The organism is Denitrovibrio acetiphilus DSM 12809, assembly GCF_000025725.1.
Classification (GTDB): domain Bacteria; phylum Chrysiogenota; class Deferribacteres; order Deferribacterales; family Geovibrionaceae; genus Denitrovibrio; species Denitrovibrio acetiphilus.
In genome coordinates, this window is sequence record NC_013943.1 from 2,562,570 (window position 1) to 2,588,415 (window position 25,846).

Genomic DNA, 25,846 nt, shown 5'->3' on the forward strand with positions numbered 1-25,846 from the left:
AAAAAAGATCTTAACGATCATACCTCTGCCCTACACCCCAGGACAGAGGCAACTATATAAATTCACTTCCTGCTGTTTTTTTCAAAGCATAAACCAGCTTCCGATGACAACGACAATAACTCCACCTGCCATGGGAATAAAAGTACGCTTAACCACTTCGAAAGGCGAAACGTCCGCAGTCCCAGCACATGCCAGAACAACCCCGGCGACAGGAGAAAAACTTCTGAAAAGCCCTGCAACAAGCTGCATAGGCAAAACAAAAACAACTGCTTTTAACCCAAAAGCAGCGGCGGCATCCGGTGCAAGATTAGCAAAACTAAAAAAAGCAGCATTTCCGCTACCAGTCATCAGTGCAGTAATACCGATAATCAGGACAATAACGATCAGAAGCCCGATAGCCGGCAGACCAACGCCATGCGCACTTGATAAAAGCATGTCAATGAAACCGACAGCCTTAAGCCCCAGTGCGAAAACCTCTGCCGCAAAAATCAGTGTTACGATTCCGGCAAGAGTGTCCCCCATCCCTATGAAAAAGACTTTCACATCAGCCATAACTTCTTTTGCCTTTCTCGTGTACACAAGCTCGAAAAATACTGCAACGATAAGACTGATAAACATAGCCGTAACCACATTAAGCTTTATACTCGCCACAACAAACTTACTGAAAACCAGCAAAAGGATAAGCGGAAGCGTCGGAAGAATAGCGTACAGAGCGGGAACTTTGCGTGCGGATTCTTGCTTGCTGCGAAATTCTTCGAGCTTTTCAGAAACATCACTGCTTTCAAGGGCACGTTTATCAAAATATCTCTGAACAAAAAAATGCAAAACAGCAATAACGATCATAGCCGGCACAGCAAGCATAAGCTGCTCTGAGACAAAATACGTGCTGGCATCCATTCCCGATGTTCTTGCCCCGAGCAGGCTGTTACCGGATGCAGGCCCAAGATCCAGACACGCCGTAGTAGCAATTACAGCAGCAGAACTGGCAGGAGTTGCTCCGAGCCTTATAAGGATAGGAAACATTGAAATTAGAAGCAGCATAGCCAGACCGGAAGCACTCGGTATAAATATATTCAAAACCTGCCCCAGAAGATAAGCAAGGGCAATGACAACATAAGGGCTCCTCAGCTTACTAAGCGGCTTAACCGTCAGGTCAACCATAGCTCTTGCGGCGCCTATGTGCCCCATATATTTTGCAAAACCGCCGGCAGCCATAATAATCAGCCCGAGTTTTCCGACACGTCCTGATATAATTACACGGATCATATCAAAAATATCAAATACTACCCAGCCTGTACTCTTGCTTTTTGCCATCGAAACAAAATCGTTCCCCTGAAAAGCGGCTATAGTGAGCAGAAGCAGCCCCGCCGCAAAGATAACTGTTTGAGTCTGATACTTTTTTACTATCAGGTATCCGGCAGCACAGACAATAAGTATTGTCAGTATATGTACCATTTTAAAACCTCCAAGATGTTTGAACCGCAGTTTATAACGAGACAGGCAGAGGAGATGGACATACATCCACTCTCACAGATTCTCAACTGCTGCTTTATAATCTTTTCGGTTCTGCAGAACCCTGAATAAAAAATGCCTAATTTTTTATTATACTATCTTTTATATATTTTCGCCTTGATACTGTCAAGATTATTTTAGAGGAATATTTATTTCTATGGAAGTTTGAAGAAACAGCTTACAAGATAAGTTTACTAAGTACCGATGTCAGCAATACTGCGCTCAGCATCGGAATAGCCGTCCGTTTAATTATTTCGATGGGGTCAACTTCTGACACTCCGGCAACAGCTATCACAACCCCGGAAACAGGTGAAATACTCCTGCAAAGCCCTGTAGCAAACTGAACAGGTAACATCAGAGAAACAGCCTCATAGCCTCCCCCGGCTGCAATATGCATAACAAAACCGGAAAAGCCAAAGAAGGACGCATTACCGCTGCCGGTGATGAACGATGCAAAACCAACCAGCGAGATTGTCACAACATAAACCATCACATTGCTGCTCTGGGCAAAATGAAGAAGCCAGTCCATCAGACCAACAGCTTTTAACCCATACGCAAAAGTCTGGGCAGCAAAAATAAGCATCACAATCGACGAAAAGGCGGTTCCCATCCCGTTAAAAAAAGCTTTAACTCCTGCAAATGTCTTCTTAAGATTAAATATTCGTAAATATTCAATGACAATGCAGATAGTCATACTCAGAAAAACTGCCGAAACAACATCAAGCTTCACACGCCCAGAAATAGGATCACTCAGTCCAACAAGCAGAAAGACCGGAAGCATGGGAAAAAGGGCGTAAAAACCTGGCACATCCCTATATGCCGGACTGTCATGGTGGGCGGTAAAATTTCTCTGTCCGGCGAGAATATCCCTCCTGTCGAACCCTCTCTGCACGTAATAATGCAGTGCCCCGGTAAACAGCATCACAGGAAATGCGATAACAACCTGGTATTTTGTAAAATATTCGACAACACCTATCCCGAGAAGTTCCGCCGCAATATTCGTTGACGGGGACGCCGGCCCCATGTCGAGAGCTCCGGCTGTGGCTATAACAGCAGCGACACTCGCAGGGCTCAGCCCAATACGCACAAGAACCGGATAAACAGATACCATAAGAAGTATCCCAAGCCCTGAGGCACTAGGTATGAAGATGTTAAGTATCTGCGCTGCAAAATAAACAAGTACAAGGACAAAATATGGTCTCCTCACAAGCAGAAGAGGTTGAGTAACAACTCTTATCATAGCCCCGGCAGCACCTATATATTTCATATAGGCAGCAAACCCGCTTGCACTCATAACGACAAGCCCCACATCCGCAAGCTTTCCCGTCATGATATGCTTTATCTGGAGGAACATATCAAGAAGCACTGTACCAGATGAGTCCACTTCATCTAAAACCACAAACTCATGACGCCCGCAAAAAGATGCAATACCCATCAGAATAAGCCCGGAAGCAAAGAGAACAGCTGGCGGTAAATACCTTTTAAAGATCAGATATCCGGTCAGCACCACAACACATAATGTTGAAAAAAATAACATCTCTACTCCGGCTTAAAACTGTCTCAACTCCAGTTTACATCAGCAGGATATCTTTCAAAAGCTTAAATCTCTCTTCAAACTGACGAAGATCGAGAAACTCTTCAGCAGAATGCGACTTACCGCCCGGCAGTCCCATACCGCACAAGGAAGGTACGCCGAACGCAGAAGGAAAAGAAGCATCTGAGCCCCCACCGGCAAACACCCACTTAACCTCAACGCCATTCTGCCTGCCAAGTTCATCTATTTTTTCGCATATCTCTTCTGTTTTATCATTGGGCATCATTGGCGGTCTGGTTATTCCACCTTTAAGGTCTATTTTAACTTTTTCATCAAATCCGGTCTTAAGCTTTTTCATGATTTTGTCATGCACTTCTTCGCCGTCTTCCTGCCTGATAAACCTGACATCAACTTTCATCTCAGCAAAGTCAGGGATGCTGTTTACAGATGTTCCCCCCTTCACTACTCCGGGGTTAAGATATACACCCTTCTCATTATCAACCATAGACTTGAAGAAAAGAATCCAGTTCGCGGCTTCTGTAACTGCGCATATTCCCTCTTCGGGATTATTACCGGAATGGGCAGCCTTGCCGTGAAATTCTATAAAATAACGGGAAGAACCCTTACGCTGATTAAGAAAGGCGCCGTTCGCCCTTGCAGGCTCCACAGCGAAAGCGAATTTTGATTTACGGGAGAGCTCTTCTATGATTGGTCTTGTATGCAGGCTTCCTATCTCTTCCTCACCATTAAAAAATACAGCATATTTTTTTTTCAGCCCTTGCTCTGCATGCAGCTCCCTGAGAACATGAAGAAGAAATACACAGCCGGACTTCATATCAGCAACACCCGGTCCATAGCAGAAATCACCTTCAATACTAAAAGGTCTTTTCGCAACCTCCCCTTCGGGGAAAACCGTGTCAAGGTGACACATAACGAGCACATCGATATCATCATGGTCGGCGTTGTATGCAGTAAAGCTTTTACCAAGCTCTCCATCAGGCTCATACCATTCAATATCCCACCCCATAGAGGCATATCTGTCGGCAAACCACTCCCCTACAGCATCGACGCCTTTTTTATAGTATGTACCGCTGTCAATATTTACGACTTCTTCCAGTTCATTCAGAAAAGCAGCTTTATCGATCACAGCATCACCTCATAAGAAAATTTTTAATTATATTCTTTTTTAACTTTATTTCCTTGATACTGTCAAGAATCCATTTATAAAATAACTCGAGGTTCAACTGTCAGGTGACAGCAGGAGGAATATATATGTCTGTGCGAAAGGGATATTATGGAACAAAGAAGAGGGACTTAGCGGACAGCTATTTTTACAAGCTTGTGTATATCAGGAACAAAAATAGTGTTCTTTTTTATCTCAACGCCAATATCTTTAAGCTTTTTAAGACATCTGGAAAGTGTCTCCGGAGTCATAAGGAGCCTTGCAGCAACAAGATGTTTATCGTAGGGCAGATTAACAATCATCTCCTTTCTGGATCGATTATCCCCGATGCTCATAAGAAACTCAACAAGCCTCCCCATTGCAATATAAGGGTCAGTAACAATATCATTGTCGGCAGTCACGCTGTACTGCGTATCCTGCTCAATAGCCTCTTTTACAGCTTCCTTGTCTATTTTATACGCCATATCATAGGCAGATTTAGGTATCTGATAGATCAAAGCCGGTGTGATAACCTGTGCGGTAAATCCGTACTGCTTTGCAGAAAGAATCTCATCTTCGCCGACAGATTCATTGGCGGCGGCAACACGCACAACGCATTCTCCCCCATTTTCGTTGATTCGGGATATCTTCACCCAGCCTTCGCTTACTACAAAAGCTTTGCTGACATCATCCCCCTGCATATACAGAAAATCATACTTTTTAAAAGTTTTTTCCGATGCAGAGCTTAAAAGTAATTCTTTTATCTGGTCATTAAGAAATGCAAACATATATTATTATATATTCTTTTTACCTCGGGCGTCAACGGCTTTATCTAAAGCTAAACTACTGGTGCCCTTTATAAACGCAGAGCACATAATAAAGTTTATCTATACTCTTTTAAATTTCATGACAGCAAATTCAAAAATCTGATCTGAAAAGATAGCGAGCAGAGCAACACAAATCCCCCCCTGCAAAACAAAATAAAAATTATTATTAATAAGCCCAGATATGATTGGTGCACCGAAACCGCCGGCCCCAATTGTTGCCCCGATGGTTGCTGTCCCGATGTTTATAATAACGGATGTCCTGATACCGGCTATTATTATAGATGCCGCAAGGGGCAGTTCTACTCTGAAGAGCACCTCTCTGTCATACATCCCTACGCCTCTGGCTGCATCCCTGATGTCTTTATCCACAGACTCTATCCCGGTTATAGTGTTGCGGACTATAGGAAAAATCCCGTAGCAGAAAAGAGCTATAACCGTGGGCTCCCTGCCAAACCCAACAAGCGGTACAGCAAGGGCAAGAACCGCAACAGGGGGAAAAGTCTGCCCCACAGATGCCAGCATATTAACCACAGGTAGAAAACTACGCCCGGCACGTCTGGTAACAAATACTCCCAGAGCAACACCTGTTACAGCGGCAGCAAATGATGAACTCCCCACAAGAAGTATGTGCTCCAAAGCCAGCGTCAGAAAACTGGATCTGCCGTATAGCACCTGCTCAGAGCTGAATCCGCCGCCGGAGCTTCCCTTCATGATTGAGAGTGACCCCACCGCAAGCAGAAAGAGCACCCCTGTAAAGGCTATCCGCCTGCCACTATTCACTCCCAGCCTCCAGAATCTTTTGTATATCAACTTCCCCGACAACGACATCGCCCTTTGTCACCGGCAAAACAACAACCCCATGCATAACAAGCTTTGACAATGCATCTTTCAGGGTACTATCCTCTGAGATAGAATACTCCGCAGTATCAACTTCTGACATGTTATCCTCAACACAATCTCCGCCGGAATTATCAGATTTATTCAGCCAGCCTTTCAGCTCGCCTTCATCATTCACAACCCAGAGGTAAACTTTACCGTCAAAAAGTGTCTCTGCTTCAGACATCTCAGCATGAAGGCTAACAACGGCGGTCTTCTCCATTATCTCGTTTGCATATTTACGTGAAAGATTTTTCAAAGCCCGGTCTTTACCCACAAATTTTGCAGTAAACTTGTCTGCGGGGCTGCTCAGGATATTCTGAGGAGTATCATACTGCATTATTCTGCCGTCTTTCATGATAGCTATCTTAGTGGCAAGCCTGACAGCTTCATCTATGTCGTGGGTTACAAATACTACTGTCTTTTTCAGTTTCTTCTGGATGCGCAGAAGCCCCTTCTGTAAAGATTCTCTGGTGACGGGATCAAGCGCACCGAACGGCTCGTCCATAAGGAGTATCTCAGGTTCTGCGGCAAGTGCTCTGGCAACGCCAACTCTCTGGGCTTCTCCACCCGAAAGCTGTGACGGATATTTATCCGCATATTCCGCCCCAAGTTCCACAAGCTCCAGCAGACTGTCAACCTGCGCTTTGATCTTCTCATCTTTCCACTTAAGCAGCTTCGGAACAACGGCGATATTCTCCCCCACCGTCATATGCGGAAAGAGACCAATGCTCTGTATCACATAACCGATTCTGCGCCGGAGGATCTCCGCCTTCTGGTCTTTGATATTCTGCCCGCGCACATAGACATCCCCCGACGACATATCAATCATCCGGTTGATCATCTTAAGAGTGGTGGATTTCCCGCACCCTGACGGGCCGATTAAAACACACATCTCTCCTTCGTTTATACTCAAACTGATGCCATCCACAGCGGTAGCTTCACCATATTTTTTTGATAACTCTCTAAGCTCTATCATGAGCTGCTCCTTTACTGAAAGAGATTAGGATCTGCATAATGCTGTCTGCCAGCACAGCCATAATTATAGTTGGTATAGTACCCAGCATGATAAGCGGAACCGCCGACTGACCAAGCCCTTGAAATATGAAAACTCCCATCCCGCCGGCACCGATGAGGGACACCACAGCAGTGTTGCCGATGGACTGTACCAGAGCAATACGCACGCCGTTCAGGATAACAGGCATACTTAGAGGAAGCTCAACTTTGAAAAGCATATACCGTCTGGTCATGCCCACCCCTTTTGCCGCCTCAATAACACCATCACCGATATTTTTTACCCCTTCGTAAGTATTCCTGGCAATTGGCAGCAGTGAGTATAAAAACAGAGCAATCACAGCAGGAGCCCACCCTATGCCTGAAACTCCAGCACTTTTCAGAATAACAGAATTTGATGCCGCCCATGCGAGTGGAACCATCAGGAGACCGAAGAGAGCAATGCTTGGGATAGTCTGAACAATATTAAGAAAACTGAAGAGCTTCCCACCTAAAGAGGAACGCCTCGCAGATATGATCCCGATGGGAATTCCGGCAAAAACTGCAAGCATTATAGAACCGAAAGCGATATAGATATGGCGCAGTAATTCACTTGAGAACCTGTCGTTGTAATTGGCGTATTCCACCATAACAGAAACATCATTTAACAAACCACCAGCTATTACACAAACCAAAGGCATATACATAAGAATGACAAGGAAGAAACGTTTTAATGAGCCAGAAGAAGCATACGCCTGCATAAAAAAGAGCATACATCCCAGTGCAAACATCCAGAAGCCTGTACTGAAAGACACTCTGGCAAAAGGACTTTCAGCGGCAACACCTGAAGCATACCCACCCACAGCCACGCACGTCAGGCAGAGAACTGCTGAAACAGCAGATATGCGTAAAAAATCCAGCCTCTTATATGCGCCTGATAAAACCACAAAAGCCAGCATTAAAACAACAGCAGCCGCCGGAATCCCAGCCTCGCCAATACCTACCGGAGAGCCGGATAACAGCCGATTTGCCTTATTCAGAATAAAATTATCTATGCCCATACCGGAAAAGCAGAAAACAAGAGCGAGTATATCAACTCCCGAAGGCATATTATTTTTATTAAAAATTATTTTATGAAATCCATGTTTTTCAGATACGACTTCGCCACTTTTCCGGCAGGAACGCCGTTTACAGCTATCTGTGCATTCAGGCGTTGCAGTGTTGCCATATCAAGAGTCTGAAAGACCTCGCTAAGTCTTTCTTTTATCTGAGGGTACTGCTTCAGAACAGATTCCCGCACAATGGGCACAGGTGCATAAACAGGCTGAACCTCTTTTGTATCTTCAAGTATCTTAAGCCCAAGTGCGGCGATGGCTCCGTCTGTGCCGTATGCCATAGCGAAATTAACTCCACTCGTCCCCTGAGCAAGAGCCTGTTCTGTCTGAGCTGTGTTTCCGCCGGAAAGGATGATGAGCTGGTTGTCACTGAGCTTAAAGCCGTATGCTTTCTGAAAGGCGGGAAGCGTGTCAGGTCTGGTGGCGAACTCCTCAGAGACAGCTATTTTAACTTTTCCGCCTCCTTTGACATAATCCGCCATATCTTCGAGGGTATTTATTTTGTTCTTTTCAGAAAATCTGCCTGTAACGGCTATCGCCCATGTATTATTTGCAGGTGACGGGGTCAGCCAGACAATTTTGTTATGCAGATAATCAAGCTGTTTAACATCAGCGTAGCCCTTCTCCCAATTCTTATAGGCTGCTTTATCTGCATCTTTGAAAAGGTATGCGCCGTTTCCGGTATATTCAGGATAGATATCAATCTGACCTGTGATAATCGCCTGTCGAACTATATTTGTCGGCCCGAGCTCCGTCTTATCCTCAACAGGCACTCCGGCATCACCAAGCACAAAAAGAATCATATTGCCGAGCAGCGCCCCCTCTGTATCTATCTTTGAACCAACCCGGACAGGGTCGGCAAGAGCTGTCACAGCTGCAAAAGCTGTAAGCAGACCAGCAAGAAGAAGTCTTTTTATAATAAACATCCTGCCTCCTTTTTCGAATCTAAATATTTCATATTATAACATTCTGACTTATTTCTGCCACCGCATCATAAGCCGACACAAAAAAAGCCCCTGCTATTTTCTAACAGAGGCTTTTTATTGTAATAACATTTTATAATTTTTATTTTGGCATTACGCCGATCTGGAAATACTCAAAACCCATTTCGTGCAGTTTCTTTGAGCTGTACTGATTCCGTCCGTCAAAAATGACAGGATTTTTCAATCTCTTCTTTATTTCATCAAAATCCGGACTTCTGAACTCTTTCCACTCAGTAACGAGTATCATAGCATCGCATCCGGTGAGGGCTGTATATTTGCTGTCAAGATACTCTATCCCTTCCACATCTTTCAGGTAACATGTCTGCGCCTCATGAAATGCTTTCGGGTCATATGCCTTCACTTTAGCACCTTTTGCCACCAGCTCTTTTACGATAGTGATCGATGCGGCATCACGCATATCGTCTGTTTCAGGCTTAAAAGAGAGACCCCATACGGCAAATGTCATACCTGAAAGGTCTTCTCCGAACTTTTTAAATATTTTTCTGGGGATACTCTTTTTCTGGTCATAGTTGACCGCTTCCACAGCTTCCAGAAGTTTAGGCTCGTATCCGTTCTTGTTCGCTGTCCGTACAAGAGCCTGCACATCTTTAGGGAAACAGCTTCCGCCGTATCCGCACCCCGGGTATATAAAACTGTAGCCGATACGGGAATCACTCCCTATGCCGACTCTTACTTTATTAACATCAGCCCCCACAAGCTCGCAGATATTCGCTATTTCGTTCATAAAAGATATCTTAGTAGCGAGCATGGAGTTTGCAGCATATTTTGTCATCTCTGACGAGCGCACATCCATGGCTATAAATCTTTCATGATTAACAGTAAACGGAGCATAAAGCTCTCTCATGACATCAAGAGCCCGTTCATTATCCGCACCCACAACAACCCTGTCCGGCTTCATAAAATCATTGACCGCAGCACCCTCTTTCAGAAATTCCGGGTTTGATATCACATCAAATGATATGTCTGCACCACGCTCTTGCAGAACACGGCTCACAGTCTCCCGCACTTTATCTGCTGTGCCGACAGGTACGGTTGATTTATTTATTATGTATGTGTGTTTTGTAATATGTTTGCCTATCTCTTCCGCAACAGCGAGAACGTATTGCAGATCTGCGCTTCCGTCCTCCCCCATAGGGGTTCCCACTGCGATGAAACATATATCTGTTTTCTCCAGCGCATTCTTTATATCAGTGGAGAAGATGAGCCTGTCCGCCTTATTATTTTCTATGACGATACGTTCAAGACCAGGTTCATAAATAGGTATGATACCGTTGTTAAGCTTATTTATCTTATCTTCGTTAACATCGACACAAATAACATAGTTTCCCATTTCAGCAAAACATGTTCCGGTCACCAGACCAACATAACCTGTTCCTACTACAGAAATATTCATTATATCCCACCCTTCCTCTTCAATAAATTATCGAAGTATTCTATTGTTTTTACAATACCTTCCTCTAACATGACAGCGGGCTCCCACTCAAGTTCACGCTTAGCGAGAGTGATGTCAGGTTTCCTCTGCATCGGGTCATCCTGCGGCAGTGGTTTGAAAATTATGTTATTTTTATTTCCGATAATCTTTATGACAAGTTCAGCAAGTTGTAAAATAGTAAATTCATTAGGATTTCCGAGATTCACAGGACCGGTGAACCCTTCAGGGGTATTCATCATCTTCATAAATCCGTCTACCATATCATCCACATAACAAAAACTTCTTGTCTGTTTCCCTTCGCCGTAGATCGTTATATCTTCGCCACGGAGTGCCTGCATAATAAAATTGCTGACAACTCTGCCGTCCTGAGGATGCATTTTGGGCCCGTAGGTATTAAAAATACGGACAACCTTTATATCCAGCCCGTGCTGACGCTTATAGTCGAAGAATAATGTTTCTGCACACCGTTTCCCCTCGTCATAGCAAGCCCGCACTCCGATAGGATTTACAGACCCTTTGTAGCTCTCCGGCTGAGGGTGGATTTCAGGATCACCGTAAACTTCCGAGGTGCTCGCCTGAAACACCGGAATCTTAAGCCTTTTGGCGAGACCGAGCATATTTATCGCACCCATAACTGATGTTTTAGTTGTCTGTACAGGGTCAAACTGATAGTGCACAGGGCTTGCGGGACATGCAAGGTTATATATTTGATCCACTTCCACCGAGAGCGGAAATGTCACGTCATGGCGCATGAATTCAAAATCTTTATTGTCCATTAGTTTTTTGATATTGTCTTTTCTGCTGGTAAAGAGGTTATCCACACAAAGCACCTCGTGCCCCTGTTCAAGAAGCCTCTCGCAAAGATGGCTGCCGATGAAACCGGCTCCGCCAGTGACCAATACTCTTTTCATATCGACTCCGCTTTTATACAATTTACAATATATTTATCACAAAAGAGCCTTGAATACCACCACCTCAAACAGAAGGAAGTATATTATAGGCATTTGGAATATAGGCGATATTTTCAGCATTTTCAGCAAGTTTTTCTGCGTCTATTAAATTGGTAAGCTTTATGAAGCCCATTCTCACGCAGTCTGATTCAGGCAGGTCGGTATAGAGGTAGACGTCAAAACTCTCCAGCTTTGACCTAAGGTTATAGGCGGTCTGTCTGTTTATCTGGTAATCAGTTAACAGCTCTGTCAGCATAAGGTCTGCTGACTTTCTGTCAAAAAATTCTTTAAAATAGTCGTTGCCGTAGCCGTCGCCGCACTCTGCAAAAAAGATAACTTTTGCGTTATCTGCGAGGATCGGCGATATTCTATCCAGCGACTTCTGAGCCTGCACCATATTGATATCCTTCGGGTGCCCGCCTGCGGATAAAAACGCAAGATCGTATTTATTCTCTACTTTCACTGCTGAAACAGCGTCCAGCATCTCAGTCGCTTTTATGTGGGACATAAACAGATCGCCGCAGGTCATCCCTACAACATCCCCTGCATTATCAAGAATAGTATTTACTGCAAAAAATGTGTGTTCCGAGCGCGCAATCATAACACTTTCCACCAGATCATCATGAACCGGATTGTTGCGTAGATTGCCTGTAACAGCTTTTTCGTGGCGTTTTTTTGCAACAGGGTCGAGGGCAAGTTTATGGTTTGCCATAATAGTCTTTTTGGAAGCAAGCCCTGGGACAATGAGCTTCCGCCCGCCGCCGTAACCCGCAAAATAGTGATAGCTAACCGAACCGATAGTTATAATCGTATCGTGTTCACGATAAGCCTTGTTTATAAGAACGGTGGTCTTCCGTTTTGTAATTCCATAAAAGTCGTGATCATCGTAATTATCGCAGTCATGGACAATCAGCTTGTCTTTATGCTCACGATAAATATCTGGTGTGAAAATAATTTCAAGTTCATCTTCTGTGGGTTGTCTATGTGTGCCGACAGCAACCACCATATTAAAATTTTTATTCTGCTTCTCAATGGATTCTATAATATAAGGCAGAATCTGCCCTGCACCTGACTTGCGTGTTATGTCCGGCAAAATGATAAGAATATTCTCTGCATCCTCTAAGACTTCATTAAGTCCGTAGCTGTATACAGCATCATTCTCCATAATGTCTTTTATCCTGTCTTCCGGCAGAACATCTGTATCTATCTTTGAATCCAGCACATCTGCCGGTTTTGGTATCTGGAGCAGAACATGCTCTTTCCCGCAGGGGATGCTGAGCTTATCCGCCGATTTTGGACATGGTGCGTTTGTATCCATCATTTCTTTTCTCCAAAAGCACTTTATGCTCCTGATCCTTTATATTCAGCCCCTCTTCTATAGCTTCTATCAGTGCATTTCTGTCCTGATTCTTTATTGACGGCACAAGGTCGATCTCCGCGTCTGAAAGGAGGCAGGGACGAAGCTTCCCGTCTGATGTCAGACGAAGTTTATCACATTCACTGCAAAAGTGGTTTGATATAGGAGTGATAATGCCGATCATGGCACCGTTGCTTAGTTCATAGTTCTGAGCGGGACCGCCAAGCCTTGTTTTCTGGGTCTGCTTAAGGTCATATTTGCTTTTGATAATCTCCAAAATATCTTTACCAAAAAGGATATTCTCCTCTTTCCATTCGCTGAAGTTACCAACAGGCATAAACTCTATAAAACGGGTGATAATGCGGTTTTTAGCAGAAAACTCACAAAAGTCTAATATTTCGTCATCATTATACCCTTTGATAACTACCATATTGGTTTTAACAGGACCGATACCAGCACGCTGGACATGCTTAATGCTGTCAATGATCTTTTCAAGTTTGAAGCCGCCGGTGATATCTTTATATCTCTCTTCCTGAAGGGAGTCGAGGCTGACGTTCACACGTTGAATTCCGGCACTCTTGATCTGCTCGGTAAACTCTTTCAGAAGCGCACCGTTTGTGGTCAGCGTCACTTCCTCAAGTTTTTCCATCTTTCCAAGTCCCTCAAGGAATGAACCTATCCCTTTCCTTACAAGCGGTTCTCCGCCTGTAACGCGAACCTTTTTCACTCCGAGAGAGCAGAAAACATCTACAGCAAACAAAAGCTCTTCATAAGAAAGTATATTCTCGTGTTGCAGACATTTAAAATCTGTAGTAGGCATGCAGTATTTGCATCGGAAATTACATCTATCGGTTACAGACACACGGAGATACTTGATCTCTCTGCCAAACCGGTCTTTCATATTATTATGCGTAGACATCATCTTCATTTATCTCCCTTTTACGTCCGAATGCTTTCGCAACAAGAACACTGAGTTCATAGAGGAATATCATAGGACCTGACATCATTATCTGGGTAAAAACGTCAGGAGGAGTAAGCACTGCGGAAAAAATAACTATACCAAAATAAGCATAGCGTCTGTGTTTTCTCATCATGGCTGCTGTGAGAATACCCATTTTCGCAAGAAAAAGGACAAACACAGGCATCTCGAAAACAAGCCCGAAAGCCATTATAAGCCTTGTAACAAAGCTGAGATACCACTGTATTGACAGGTTTGCCGTCACATACCCCTCGGCGTATCCCAGAAAGAATTTAAAACCAAACGGAAAAACAACATAATAAGCAAAGCTCGCCCCGAGAAAAAACAGAAGGGACGACATAAAAACGAATGATACTATGTATTTCTTCTCCTGAGCATAAAGCCCCGGAGCTATGAACTTCCACATCTGATAAAAGATAAAAGGCATACTAAAGAACACAGCAACAAGCAGAGACAGCTTAAGCTCTGTGAAGAACCCCTCTGTAAGCTTCAAAAGCGCCATAGAAGAATCCTGCGGCAGAAGAGGAACTATCGGTGCTGTGATAAAGTCCATGAAGATAAAACTTTTCCAGTACACAAAGCTGAATACAACGACAAGAACTACTATGACCCTAATGAGCCTTTTACGTAATTCTTCCAGGTGAGTGGTAAGTGGAAGAGCCTGTTCAACCCCCTGTTCCTTATCCCTGGACATTGTCTTTACCCTCAGCTTTTTCTTTTGGAGCCTCAGCAGTTTTCTCTTGCTGTTCAGCAGTTTCAGTCTTTGCATCTGCCGGCTCAGCGTCAACAGTAGTAGCATCTTTGTAATGCTCGTCATAAACTTCCTGAGCCTTTTTAGGGGCAGGTTTTTTAGCCGGTTCCGTATCGATATCAAGATTAACTGCATCTTTAAAATCAGTCATATACTTCTTGAATTCGGCATACCCCTTGCCGAGCCCTTTCGCAACTTCCGGCAGTTTTTTAGGACCGACAACAATCAGAGCGACAGCCATTATAAGGATTATTTCCGACATTCCGAATCCGAACATATTCAACCTCGTCTATTGTATATAAATTTGTCTTAATCAATAAATAAGACGGCACTTCTGATAATATTAAAATTGAGCTAAAAAGCAAGATGTATATCAAGTATTAACACACCAGAAACCTTGTTTACACAAATTGTTTGCCCTGTTATATTTACTCATTATGAAAGAACACTACCACGGACACAGAAACAGACTCAAAAAACGCTTTTCAAAAGAGCCGGAATCCCTTTATGACTACGAGGTTCTGGAGCTCCTGCTGGGTTATGTCCTCAGAGGCAGAGATGTTAAACCTCAGGCAAAAGAACTTCTGGAACGTGCAGGGAGCCTGAGCGCCATACTCGGGTATGATACTAAAAACATAAAAGGACTCGGAGAAGAAGCGCAGATGTTTTTCGGTGCTATACGTGAATTCTTCGCCCGGCTGGGGTATGAAGATATAGACAGAGAAGCTGTCATTATAGATAAACCTGAAAAAGCCGCTCAGTTTCTTAAATACAAGATCGCCTATGATAAAAAAGAACACTTTGTGGCTCTTTTTCTGGATGTTAACAAAAAACTTCTCGGTTTCGAAAATCTGTTCAAAGGCACTGTGGACAGGCTGGCTGTCTATCCGAGAGAGATCGCTGAGCGTGCAATAACGAGCAAAGCAACCCATGTCATAGTTGCACACAACCACCCGTCAGGCAATATGTCCCCGTCTGAGACAGATATCACACTGACAGATAAATTAATAAAAGCCCTTGCCGCACTTGATATAAATCTGGCTGATCATATTATAATTACCACAAAAGGCTTTTACAGTTTCAAACGTGAACAGGTCATCTGATAACGGAGTAAACCATGAAAAGAGTTCTTGTAACCGGAGCAACGGGATTTGTCGGAAACGCAGTATTGGCATCACTGAACAAACACGGATACGTCCCTGTCGCTCTCGTAAGACACGGCAGTGAAAACAAGCTGAAGCACAGCGTAGAGATGGTCAAAGGTGATGTTATGGACAAGGCAAGCCTTCTGAAAGCTCTGGAGGGCATTTATGCTGTAGTTCACCTTGTGGGGATAATAAGGGAATATCCATCCAGAGGAGTAACCTTTGAAAAAATGCATCACACCGCCACAAAAAACATCGTGGAAGCTGCTGCCGAAATGGGCATCAAGAGATACATCCATATGTCCGCCAACGGAACGAGGCTTAACGCTGTCAGTGATTACCATATAACAAAACAGCTTGCTGAAGACGAAGTTAAAAACAGCGGACTTGACTATACAATATTCCGTCCGTCACTGGTTTACGGTCAGGATGACTCTTTTATAAACATGCTTGCAGGTTATATGAAGCGCACACCGGTATTCTCATACTTCGGTGACGGTTCCTACCCTATGCAGCCTGTTTTTGTTGGTGATGTCGCCGAATGCTTTGTAAAAGCTATAGATAACCAGTCCACCACAAAAATGATATATCCCCTCTGCGGGAAAAACGTCTATACTTACAAACACCTTCTTCGTCTGGTTGGCAAAGCGCTGGGGAAAAACATCATTCTGCTTCCGGTTCCGGAGTTCGCTATAAAAACCGGGATATCTCTGTTTGGCAAAGCGAACTGGTTTCCTATTACTAAAGATCAGTTCATCATGCTCACCGAAGGGAACACTTGCAGTTCTGACGACGCATTTAAAATCCTTAAAGTTGAACGTTCTGATTTTTACGAAAAAATAAGCTCTTATTTATAAAAGAAGTTGAAAACGGCAGACCATTTACTTAGAATGTTCTGACTAAATTTTTGGAGAACTATGAAATGAAAAGATTGATAATAGCATTGTTTATAATGATTTTTGCTGTTTCATGCGGAGACAGCGGTTCAAAACCATCTGATGCATCTTCCGTTGACATTAAAACTGTTACAAAGGGATTCATAGACCAGCTCAAAGAAGAACACAAAGGCAAAGTTATGATAGTTAACTTCTTTGCCTCATGGTGTCCGCCTTGCAGAGGTGAAACTCCCGACTTTGTGGAAGCCTATAATAAAAATAAAGATAATAACTTTGTCATCGTAGGTCTTTCTCTGGATAAAAAACCTTCTGATGCAGCAAAATTTTTAGATGAGTTTAAAGTCACATACCCAGTCTACATAGCAGACAACGCTCTCGGCTCGGAAATGAGCATAAGCACTATCCCCACCTCTCTGATCTATAAACCGGACGGAAAGCTTTTTGACATAGTTGTCGGTCCATTAACAGCTAAAGAACTGGACATTATAGCCGGAAGCTTTAAGGAATAACTAATTTCCTATTGCACTGCGCAATAACAGCGTTATTTTATAACATGTCAGAAAGATATAGCTCGGAGGCTATTTAGGTATGATAGAAACCTCAGTCAAATGCGTCATAAAAGAACCCCTAACGTCCAGATACATTCTGGTACTTGAAACCCTGTGCGGTCATTATCTCATCCCTGTTTACATCGGAGCTTTCGAAGCAGAATCCATATACTGCGTACAGAATAAGATCAAATCGCCACGACCAATGACATTTGACTTTATCTCCGGCATACTGGGATATCTGGATGAAGTAAACATAGACAGAGCCGTTGTGGACAGATACGAGGACGGTCTCTATAAAGCAAGTGTTTTTGTTATATGTAACAAAGAGGAAAAACGAATCGACTGCCGCCCTACCGATGCAGTTTCACTGGCTCTCCACATGGACATACCTATTTATGTCGAAGACGATGTGCTTAACTCCGGTAAATGTGTCGACAGAAACAATCTCACAAAGCTGGATAACGAAACTCTGGGCTCACTCATTGATGACCACGGCACAGTTTTCTGGAACGTCTGAGCACTAAATCTTTTACACAGGGCAATAAATAACTAATCATCACATTTGTTGCCTTTTTGCACATAATTCACATTCCATTGTATACCATCACTTTACATGGTAATCTAGTTGTACTGTTAATAACCACTTAGTACAGGCAGAAGGCAATGAAGAGTATCTTCTATGCGCCGGTTTTCATTTTTGTGCTGTTCATGATATTCCTTATCACTTTTGAACTTTATCATGGCAAACACAATTACAACGTGATAATGCAAAGCCGTGCAGACGAAATAATCAATACGGTAACAACTTACAGGGAATGGGCAGCGGACGTCGGGATGATATATGCTGATGCAGAAAAAATACCGCCTAACCCTTTTCTGGAGTGGCGTTCAGACAGAGATGTATACACCGAAAATCTGCACCTGACCATGCTCAATCCATCTTATATGACAAGGCTTGTGTCGAACCTTCTGAACGAACATAGCGGCTTTACACTCCGGATGGTGGGGGTGGATGCTATGAACCACTTTAACGAACCAAGCGAATGGGAACTGCGTGGGTTTGACGCATTCAAAAGCGGTCTGGGACTCTATACCGACCCTGAAAATGGCGCCCTTCTCCAAAAATCCTTCCGCTATATGAAGCCGCTTTTTACTACTGAAGCATGCATTCCCTGCCACCTCAAACAGGGATTTCAGGTGGGAGACCTCATCGGGGGGATAAGCATAGAAATGCCCGGGGGCAAAGTAGCATCAATACTGCTTCACAACACCGTACGAAACATAACAGTATACACAGTCATATCTTTAATACTACTCGTGTCTGTAACTCTCCTCCAGAATAAAATCTATTCGATCTCCAGCTCACAGGAAGAAAACATTAACAACCTAAACAAAGAGATCAAACGCAGACAGCTCAGCGAAGAAGCTCTTGTGCAGCAAACAAGAATTGCATCACAAGGGGAGCTTTTGTCACTTGTGGCACACCACTGGAGGCAGCCCCTTAACGTGGTGTCACTTACGCTTGATATGATACGGGAAGAGATAGAGGATGTTGACCCCGACAATAATTATTCATTTAAAAATATTGATGAATCACTGGCTCTTATACAGGATCTCAGTACATCTATTGATGTCTTCAGTAAAAGATTTGCCAAAGACGACGAAAATAGTTATTTCAACTCAACCAACATAATTATGGAAACAATCAATATTATGGAACCTCTTATGGTATCTATGAACATCAAATTGTGGCTAAAATGCTCTACTGAAGACTCTGATACTGACATATGCCTCTGCACAAAGGATATGCGTGACAAGGAAACATGTATAAAAGATGATGTATTGCTGGAGGGCAGCTCAAACCAGTTCAGCCAGATACTCCTGACTCTGCTGAAAAATTCTTATGAAGCAATACTTGACCACAGATACAAAGAATCTGAAATAAGACAGGGGGCAGTCCATATTTCTGTATTTTCAACAAAAACCACTTTCACAATGTCCGTCATAGACAACGGATGCGGGTTTACACCTGAAGCAGCATCAAGGGCATTTGAACCTTATTACACAACAAAGGGATACGACTATGGTAGAGGAACCGGGCTTTATTTCGCCAAAAACCTTGCTCATAAATTTGAAGACGGTGACCTTATGATAGACTCAGATTACGAATATACCAAAGTAGTTTTCAAAGCAAAACGAGTACATCCGCAAAATAGATGATCAAAAAAAAGCCCGCTTATGAGGGCGGGCTCGTAGGTTTCACAATTATCATCAGAATCAGGCAGCCTTAGCTTCCCTCTTCTTTTTAGTAAGGACATAGACAAATGCACTTGCAATACCTATGGAAGAATATGTACCAACTACAATACCCATCAGTAGTGCGAATGCAAAGCCGTTAATAACTTCTCCACCAAACAGATACAGAGACCCCACTGCAAGGAGAGTTGTGAGGGATGTCAGAACCGTACGGCTGAGTGTCTCATTCAGCGATTTATTTATGAGCTTTTTCAAATCCATATCTGTTTTGTCTTCCTGCATATTTTCACGTATGCGGTCAAACACAACGATAGTGTCATTCAGCGAATAACCAACGATGGTGAGAAGCGCTGCAATGATAGTCAGGGTAATTTCTTTCCCTGCTATACTGAATATCCCAAGAGTTATCACAACATCATGAGAAATAGCCAGAACAGCCCCCACAGCAAAAATCAGCTGAAATCTGAAAGCGACATAAATCAGTACGCCTATAAGCGAGTAGAGAACAGCATAGGTTGCTTTGCTTTTAAGGTCTGCACCGACCTGAGGGCCAACTTGCTCGACACGCTCTACGATAAATTCATTATCGGGAAATGTATTGCCCATACTTTCTTTTATAGTATTAGCAACCTCGTTGAGGTCACGTTCAGTTTTTTCAACTCTGATGAGGATCTCTTCGGGAGCACCGAAGTTCTGTATCACAACCTCACCAATGTCAAGACTGTCCATTGCGCTTCTTATCTTGTCAACATCCGGTGCGCTGCTGAACTGCATCTGGATGATTGTACCGCCTGCAAAGTCGATACCAAAGTTAAACCCTTTGGTAAATACTATCCCGAGGCTCAGGATGAAGACCAGACCAGATATAACAAAAAATATCTTGGTCTTGGACATAAAATCAAATTGTGTCCCTGTTTTTATCAACTCAAACATTTATTCATACCTCGACCTAGATACTCAGTTTTGTAACATCTTTGCTACGCAGGAATGTCCAGAAGACAGCCTTTGTAACAAAAATAGCTGTGAAGAGCGACGCCAGTATACCTATTGACAGAGTAACGGCAAATCCTTTGATAGGACCTGTACCAAACTGAAAAAGTACAATAGCGGCGATTATCGTTGTAATGTTGGCATCCATAATGGTCGAGAATGCTTTCCCGTATCCATATTCCAGTGCATTCATCGGCGTTCTCCCCATACGGAGTTCTTCACGGACACGCTCAAAGATAAGAACGTTTGCATCCACCGACATACCGATTGTAAGGATAATCCCTGCAATCCCCGGCAATGTAAGGGTCGCACCGAACTGGCTCATAAAACCAAGAATAATCACAAAGTTTGTAGCAAGAGCGATATTCGCGACAATACCGGCCATACGGTAATACACCAGCATAAACGCAACGATCAGTGCAAGTCCTATCAATGCAGCCTTTACACCGCTGTTGATAGAGTCCTGCCCCAATGAAGGTCCAACTGTCCTGTTCTCTTCGATGCTGACAGGAGCGGGCAGAGAGCCTGCTCTCAGCACAATTGCGAGATCCTTCGCTTCCTGCATGGTATTAATGCCGTCTATATAGGCTGAGCCTCCAGGTATCCTGGAACGGATAACAGGAGCCGAATATACGTTGTCGTCAAGGACAATAGCCATACGATTTCCAATATTATCAGCAGTCAGCTCTTCGAAAAGTTTACTGCCCGCAGCATCCAGCCTGAACTGAACGATAGGGGTGTTGTAAGTGGTACTGAGATTAACCTCTGCATCTACAAGATATTCCCCTGTAAGAACGGCATCTTTTTTTACAACAAAAGGAACACGTCCGATCGTCTGCCCTGTAATGTCGTCAGTCTGCTTCTGGTAGAGAATGATATCATCAAAAGGTATATTCCCCCCTTCGGCTTCCTGTGCACTGACATTGTCATCTACTATATAAAACTTTAGCTGTGCAGTTTTACCGATAAGGTCTATGGCTCTGTCCGGATCTGTAACACCGGGGAGCTGAACAACAACTTGTTTTTTCCCCTGTCTCTGGATAACCGGTTCTGAGACACCGAATTCGTCGATACGGTTTCTCACGACCTCAAGCGACTGCTCAACAGCATAGTCTCTGACTCTGGTCACAGCAGAGGACTCAAGCATGTACGAAAGAGTATTTTCTTTTGATATGCTGATGTTCTGCAATGTCGGGTAATTTTCAGCAATGATCTCCTTTGCCTGCTCAAAAGCCTCTTTAGACCTGAGAGATATGGAAAGGGTTTTCATGTCTGTCTTCTGCACAAATGCGAAATCGACTTTTTCTGTCGCGAGTTCTTTTCTCAGCTGGTTAGCCATAGCCTCGACTTTAGCCTCAACAGCTTTGTCGGTGTCAACTCCCAGCACAACATGCATCCCCCCCTGAAGGTCAAGACCAAGCTTGAGCTTCTCGTTAAGAGGAAGCATGGAGAAAAGGGCCCAGGCTATCACAATAGCAATAAAAGCCCAACGGAGTTTGAGGTTCATAATTACTTAGTCTCCTCAGGGGCTGTTCCCGGTGTAACTTTCTGAGCGATACCGTTTTTAGCCAGTTTGATTGTCACGCCTGAAGCGATCTCTACGATGAATGTATTATTTTCGATTACTTTCAGAACCTTGCCGTACATGCCGCCTCCGGTCATGATCTCATCACCTGCTGTGATGGAGTTAAGCATTGCAACATGCTGTTTCTGCTTTTTCTGCTGAGGTCTGATAAGCAAAAAGTAAAAGATTGCAAATATAAGGATAAGCGGAATGAAAGGTGCAAGTGGGCTCCCCTGTGCGGCGGCACCATCTGCTGCGTGTGCGATACTGTTAAACATCTATTCTCCTCCTACACTCATTTCTTCGAGCGTTTCTTTCATAAAGTTATTATAAACCCCTAATTTTATAGCATTTCTTGCGCGTTTTACAAGAGAAAGATAAAAATGAAGGTTGTGAAGACTATTCAATCTCATGCCGAGATACTCTCCTGCTTTCCACAGGTGGCGCAGATACCCTCTTGAAAAGTTTCTGCATGTGTAGCAGTTGCAGTTTGCATCAACCGGAGCATCAGAAAGCTCCCACTCTTTCCGCTTAATATGAAGCTTACCTCTGCTTGTGAAAAGTAGACCGTTACGGGCGTTTCTTGTAGGCATAACGCAATCGAACATATCCACACCGTAGCTGATACCGTGCAGAAGATCCTGCGGTGTGCCGACTCCCATTAGGTAACGGGGCTTGTCCTTCGGCATAAACTCTGTTGTGTGGCTGCATATATCATACATAACAGGGATCTCTTCGCCTACACTCAGCCCGCCGATAGCAAAACCGTCAAAAGGGATAGACGTTATCTGCTCGGCAGATATTTTTCTGAGGTCTTTCTCAACACCCCCCTGAATTATACCGAAAAGTGCCTGATCGTCACGGGTTCGTGCATCGAAACTGCGCTGAGCCCATCTGTATGTGCGTTCCATAGCCTCAACAACATACTGCCTTTCAGAAGGCAAACTGACACATTCGTCAAAGGCCATCATTATGTCAGCACCGATATTCTGCTGAATCCTTATTGATTCCTCCGGAGAAATAAAGAGCCTGCTTCCGTCCAGATGGGAGCGAAAGTGAACCCCTTCGTCTGTGATTTTGTTCATCTCCGCAAGAGAAAAAACCTGAAAACCACCGGAATCTGTAAGGGTAGGCTTATTCCACGAATTGAACTTTGCAAGCCCCCCGTGTTTTGCCACAACTTCGTCTCCGGGGCGTAAATGCAGATGGTATGTATTGCCCAGTATAATCTGAGCTCCAATGTCGTCTGTAAGCTCTGCGGGAGAAATTGTTTTCACCGAGCCGACTGTCCCCACAGGCATAAATATAGGTGTTTCGATATTTCCGTGAGGGGTCTCTATCAGTCCCGTCCGTGCACGCCCATCTGTCTCTTCCAATGTAAAATTAAATTTGTCCATTTAAAACCTTATATTATTGAATATTCAACGCATAATTAACGACAGCATTTATAAGCTTAAAGTTTCGTACTTATAAACATTGCATCACCGTAGCTGAAAAACTTATATCCATTCGCTTTCGCATGTTCATATGCATTAAGCATATTTCTGCGCCCTGCAAGCTGGCTCACCAGCACAAAAAGAGTCGATTTCGGCAGGTGAAAATTAGTAATAAGCGAGCTTATCACTTTAAAATCATATCCGGGCTTGATAAAGAGTTTTGTCTCTCCGTAACCAGCCTGAACCTCACCATTCTCAGCAGCGGACTCCAGAGCACGCACTGCTGTTGTGCCCACTGCCACAAGTTTTTTGCCCTCTTTCAGAAGACTGTTGATTCTGTCCGAAGTTTCCTCAGAAATGTAATACTTCTCAGTATGCATGTCATGGTCTTCAAGGTAATCGGCTTTTACAGGGCGGAATGTCCCTATGCCGATATTCAATGTAACTTCAAGAACCTCAATTCCCTTCGCTTTCAAAGCGTTCATGATCTCGGGTGTAAAGTGAAGTCCGGCAGTAGGAGCTGCCACTGAGCCTTCATCTTTTGAATATATAGTCTGATATCTGTCAGTATCTTTCTTTGTATCTTCTCTCGTTATATAAGGGGGGAGAGGCATGTGTCCGCATTTGTCCATGACGTCACTCACATCTGTATCAAACTCTATGACACGTGAGCCGTCATCTAGGATTTCTGTTATTACAGCTCTGAAGGGCGGAATATTTACAACTGTCCCCTCTTTCACCTTCCCTTTAGTTATGGCTGTGCAAATTCTCTCAGATGTCTTTTCAAGGACAAGGATCTCAACCTGACCGCCGGTAGGCTTAGTGCCGTAGAGACGGGCTTTCATAACTTTTGTGGTATTTATCACCAGAAATGAATTTTCATCTATCAGGTCGACGATATCGGTAAATATCTTATCATAAAGGGCTTCACCGTTCACCACAAGCAGTTTAGACGTGCCGCGTTTCTCTGCCGGATACTGCGCAATCAGTTCTTCCGGCAGGTCAAAGTCATAGTCAGATATAGGAGTGCGTTTTTCAGACATGTTTTGCAACGAAGTCTTTCACCCTTTCCAGATCATTTTCGATGGTGATACACTTTTTATCAAGATTCTCAAGTTTCGCTATCCCCTCTGGTTTCTCCGGTGCCAGCCCTGTGGCTTTTTCAACCACATCAGGAAATTTAGCCGGATGTGCAGTGGAAAGACAAATATAATCCGCATCAGCCATACTGAGAGCGGCTGAAACACCACAGGCAGTATGAGGATCCAGCACATAGCCTGTTTTATCGTAAAATTCCTTAATTGTTTTCTCTGTCAATTCATTTGATGTTGAAAATGTTGCAAATTCTGCGTGAACATTTCTCATCTCATCGGATGAAAAAGATATTCTGCCGCTGGTTTTGAGCTCCGCCATCTTTTCGCTGAGGGCTTTGCTGTCCCTGTCACAAAGAAAATACAGATACCTTTCAAAGTTCGAAGCAATCTGTATATCCATAGACGGACTATAGGTCTGTACAACATCCTTTTTACTGTAGTCGCCGTTATTTATAAATCTGGAAAGTATATTATTTTCGTTTGTGGCGAGTATCATTTTATCAAGGGGGAGCCCCATCATTTTTGCGAAATATCCGGCAAATATATTGCCGAAGTTTCCTGTGGGCACGACAAAACGTACCTTCTGTGCGCCCTGCTTTTTCGCCTGAAAATATCCGTAAAAGTAATAGACTATCTGCGCCAGAACCCTTGCCCAGTTGATAGAATTCACAGCACCGAGCTTATATCTCTTCTTATAAGCGATGTCACCGAATGCAGCTTTTACGATATCCTGAGCATCATCAAAAGTCCCTTCAATGGCAAGGTTAAAGACGTTATCGTCTGTAACAGATGTCATCTGCATCTCCTGAACAGCGCTGACACGCCCTTTAGGGTGCAGTATAAATATATTAATATTGTCCTTTCCGCGGACACCGTAAATGGCAGCGGAACCTGTGTCACCGGATGTTGCGCCGATGATATTAAGTTTTTCGGAACGTTCCTTGAGTATGTACTCAAAAAGATTCCCTAAAAGCTGAAGAGCCACATCCTTAAATGCGAATGTGGGGCCGTGGAAAAGTTCCTGAATATATATGCCGCCCTTTTTGACAACAGGTGCAACTTCCGGAGTTGTAAATGACGAATAACTCTTTTCTATCAGCGTTCTGAGGTCAGTTTCAGGGATGTCGGCAGCAAACAGCGATATAATCTCATAAGCCAGCTCATTATAACTGAGCTTCGCCAGTTCATCCAATTTGTCTGCAACAGAAGGCACGCTTTCAGGGAGGAGTAATCCTCCGTCTTCAGCAAGCCCCATCATGACGGCATCTTTGAAAGAGACCTTTCCTTTTTGTCCTCTTGTGCTGATATAGTTCATATTCATCCTCAACTTAGACACCAAAGGGGGCTTCAAGCCCCCTCTTAAGAATATATTTGACGAGTGCCACCGTAATCCTGTCTAGTGGATACGGTAACTCTCTGCTC

At 43.7% G+C, this 25,846-nt stretch carries 25 protein-coding genes; 5 read left to right on the forward strand and 20 right to left on the reverse strand.

Going from position 1 to position 25,846, the window contains the following annotated elements; genetic code table 11:
- Positions 1-81: 81 nt before the first annotated feature.
- The 14 genes from dcuC (DACET_RS12245) to DACET_RS16695 form a co-directional block, all read right to left on the reverse strand.
- Positions 82-1,455, reverse strand: coding sequence for a C4-dicarboxylate transporter DcuC (gene dcuC / locus DACET_RS12245; protein WP_013011693.1), 1,374 nt, complete (start codon positions 1,453-1,455; stop codon positions 82-84).
- Between the two features lie 235 nt (positions 1,456-1,690).
- Positions 1,691-3,049, reverse strand: a complete 1,359-nt coding sequence (dcuC, locus tag DACET_RS12250) for a C4-dicarboxylate transporter DcuC (RefSeq protein WP_013011694.1) — start codon at positions 3,047-3,049, stop codon at positions 1,691-1,693.
- Positions 3,050-3,083: 34 nt separating this feature from the next.
- Positions 3,084-4,193 carry a M20 family metallopeptidase gene (locus tag DACET_RS12255; protein WP_013011695.1) on the reverse strand — a complete coding sequence of 370 codons (1,110 nt, stop codon included), beginning with the start codon at positions 4,191-4,193 and terminating at the stop codon, positions 3,084-3,086.
- A gap of 167 nt (positions 4,194-4,360) precedes the next feature.
- Complete coding sequence (locus DACET_RS12260) at positions 4,361-4,996, reverse strand: Crp/Fnr family transcriptional regulator (RefSeq protein ID WP_013011696.1); 636 nt, start codon at positions 4,994-4,996, stop codon at positions 4,361-4,363.
- A gap of 99 nt (positions 4,997-5,095) precedes the next feature.
- The gene (locus DACET_RS12265; RefSeq protein WP_013011697.1) at positions 5,096-5,815 is read right to left on the reverse strand and encodes an ABC transporter permease; all 720 of its coding nucleotides are present in this window, start codon (positions 5,813-5,815) and stop codon (positions 5,096-5,098) included.
- A complete protein-coding gene (locus DACET_RS12270; RefSeq protein ID WP_013011698.1) occupies positions 5,808-6,890 on the reverse strand; it encodes an ABC transporter ATP-binding protein in 1,083 nt (360 codons plus the stop codon). The genes DACET_RS12265 and DACET_RS12270 overlap by 8 nt, the downstream gene beginning before the upstream one ends.
- Entirely contained in the window at positions 6,877-8,013 is a 1,137-nt protein-coding gene (locus DACET_RS12275) for an ABC transporter permease (RefSeq protein ID WP_013011699.1), read from the reverse strand. Before DACET_RS12275 ends, DACET_RS12270 begins: the two co-directional genes overlap by 14 nt.
- Before the next feature lie 17 nt (positions 8,014-8,030).
- On the reverse strand, positions 8,031-8,945 hold the full coding sequence (gene osmF / locus DACET_RS12280) for a glycine betaine ABC transporter substrate-binding protein OsmF (protein ID WP_013011700.1): 915 nt from the start codon (positions 8,943-8,945) through the stop codon (positions 8,031-8,033).
- A 139-nt stretch (positions 8,946-9,084) separates the two neighbouring features.
- Complete coding sequence (locus DACET_RS12285; protein ID WP_013011701.1) at positions 9,085-10,416, reverse strand: UDP-glucose dehydrogenase family protein; 1,332 nt, start codon at positions 10,414-10,416, stop codon at positions 9,085-9,087.
- Positions 10,416-11,366, reverse strand: a complete 951-nt coding sequence (locus DACET_RS12290) for a UDP-glucuronic acid decarboxylase family protein (RefSeq protein WP_013011702.1) — start codon at positions 11,364-11,366, stop codon at positions 10,416-10,418. Before DACET_RS12290 ends, DACET_RS12285 begins: the two co-directional genes overlap by 1 nt.
- 64 nt (positions 11,367-11,430) lie before the next feature.
- A complete protein-coding gene (locus DACET_RS12295; RefSeq protein WP_013011703.1) occupies positions 11,431-12,726 on the reverse strand; it encodes a nickel-dependent lactate racemase family protein in 1,296 nt (431 codons plus the stop codon).
- Complete coding sequence (gene moaA / locus DACET_RS12300) at positions 12,686-13,684, reverse strand: GTP 3',8-cyclase MoaA (protein ID WP_013011704.1); 999 nt, start codon at positions 13,682-13,684, stop codon at positions 12,686-12,688. The genes DACET_RS12295 and moaA overlap by 41 nt, the downstream gene beginning before the upstream one ends.
- Positions 13,668-14,435, reverse strand: coding sequence for a twin-arginine translocase subunit TatC (tatC, locus tag DACET_RS12305; RefSeq protein WP_013011705.1), 768 nt, complete (start codon positions 14,433-14,435; stop codon positions 13,668-13,670). The genes moaA and tatC overlap by 17 nt, the downstream gene beginning before the upstream one ends.
- Positions 14,422-14,769, reverse strand: a complete 348-nt coding sequence (locus DACET_RS16695) for a twin-arginine translocase TatA/TatE family subunit (RefSeq protein WP_013011706.1) — start codon at positions 14,767-14,769, stop codon at positions 14,422-14,424. The genes tatC and DACET_RS16695 overlap by 14 nt, the downstream gene beginning before the upstream one ends.
- Positions 14,770-14,929: 160 nt before the next feature.
- On the opposite strand from DACET_RS16695, the gene radC reads away from it, so the two are divergent.
- From radC to DACET_RS12335, 5 genes are all read left to right on the forward strand, one after another.
- Positions 14,930-15,595 (forward strand): RadC family protein, encoded by a 666-nt coding sequence (gene radC, locus DACET_RS12315; RefSeq protein ID WP_013011707.1) that lies wholly within the window; start codon positions 14,930-14,932, stop codon positions 15,593-15,595.
- A 14-nt stretch (positions 15,596-15,609) separates the two neighbouring features.
- Entirely contained in the window at positions 15,610-16,494 is an 885-nt protein-coding gene (locus tag DACET_RS12320) for a complex I NDUFA9 subunit family protein (RefSeq protein ID WP_013011708.1), read from the forward strand.
- Positions 16,495-16,559: 65 nt separating this feature from the next.
- Complete coding sequence (locus tag DACET_RS15705; protein ID WP_013011709.1) at positions 16,560-17,042, forward strand: TlpA family protein disulfide reductase; 483 nt, start codon at positions 16,560-16,562, stop codon at positions 17,040-17,042.
- 79 nt (positions 17,043-17,121) lie between these two features.
- Complete coding sequence (locus tag DACET_RS12330; protein ID WP_013011710.1) at positions 17,122-17,601, forward strand: bifunctional nuclease family protein; 480 nt, start codon at positions 17,122-17,124, stop codon at positions 17,599-17,601.
- Between the two features lie 146 nt (positions 17,602-17,747).
- Positions 17,748-19,304: an ATP-binding protein gene (locus DACET_RS12335; RefSeq protein ID WP_013011711.1), complete on the forward strand. Its 1,557-nt coding sequence runs from the start codon at positions 17,748-17,750 to the stop codon at positions 19,302-19,304.
- Between the two features lie 57 nt (positions 19,305-19,361).
- Here the strand turns inward: DACET_RS12335 and secF are convergent, their stop codons facing one another.
- The 6 genes from secF to thrC are packed head-to-tail and all read right to left on the reverse strand — an operon-like array spanning position 19,362 to position 25,739.
- Complete coding sequence (gene secF, locus DACET_RS12340) at positions 19,362-20,273, reverse strand: protein translocase subunit SecF (protein ID WP_013011712.1); 912 nt, start codon at positions 20,271-20,273, stop codon at positions 19,362-19,364.
- A 16-nt stretch (positions 20,274-20,289) separates the two neighbouring features.
- Entirely contained in the window at positions 20,290-21,837 is a 1,548-nt protein-coding gene (secD, locus tag DACET_RS12345; RefSeq protein ID WP_013011713.1) for a protein translocase subunit SecD, read from the reverse strand.
- 2 nt (positions 21,838-21,839) lie between these two features.
- Positions 21,840-22,172 (reverse strand): preprotein translocase subunit YajC, encoded by a 333-nt coding sequence (gene yajC / locus DACET_RS12350; RefSeq protein ID WP_013011714.1) that lies wholly within the window; start codon positions 22,170-22,172, stop codon positions 21,840-21,842.
- On the reverse strand, positions 22,173-23,291 hold the full coding sequence (tgt, locus tag DACET_RS12355; RefSeq protein ID WP_013011715.1) for a tRNA guanosine(34) transglycosylase Tgt: 1,119 nt from the start codon (positions 23,289-23,291) through the stop codon (positions 22,173-22,175).
- Between the two features lie 56 nt (positions 23,292-23,347).
- The gene (gene queA, locus DACET_RS12360; protein WP_013011716.1) at positions 23,348-24,373 is read right to left on the reverse strand and encodes a tRNA preQ1(34) S-adenosylmethionine ribosyltransferase-isomerase QueA; all 1,026 of its coding nucleotides are present in this window, start codon (positions 24,371-24,373) and stop codon (positions 23,348-23,350) included.
- Positions 24,366-25,739, reverse strand: a complete 1,374-nt coding sequence (gene thrC, locus DACET_RS12365; RefSeq protein ID WP_013011717.1) for a threonine synthase — start codon at positions 25,737-25,739, stop codon at positions 24,366-24,368. The genes queA and thrC overlap by 8 nt, the downstream gene beginning before the upstream one ends.
- Positions 25,740-25,846 lie beyond the last annotated feature (107 nt).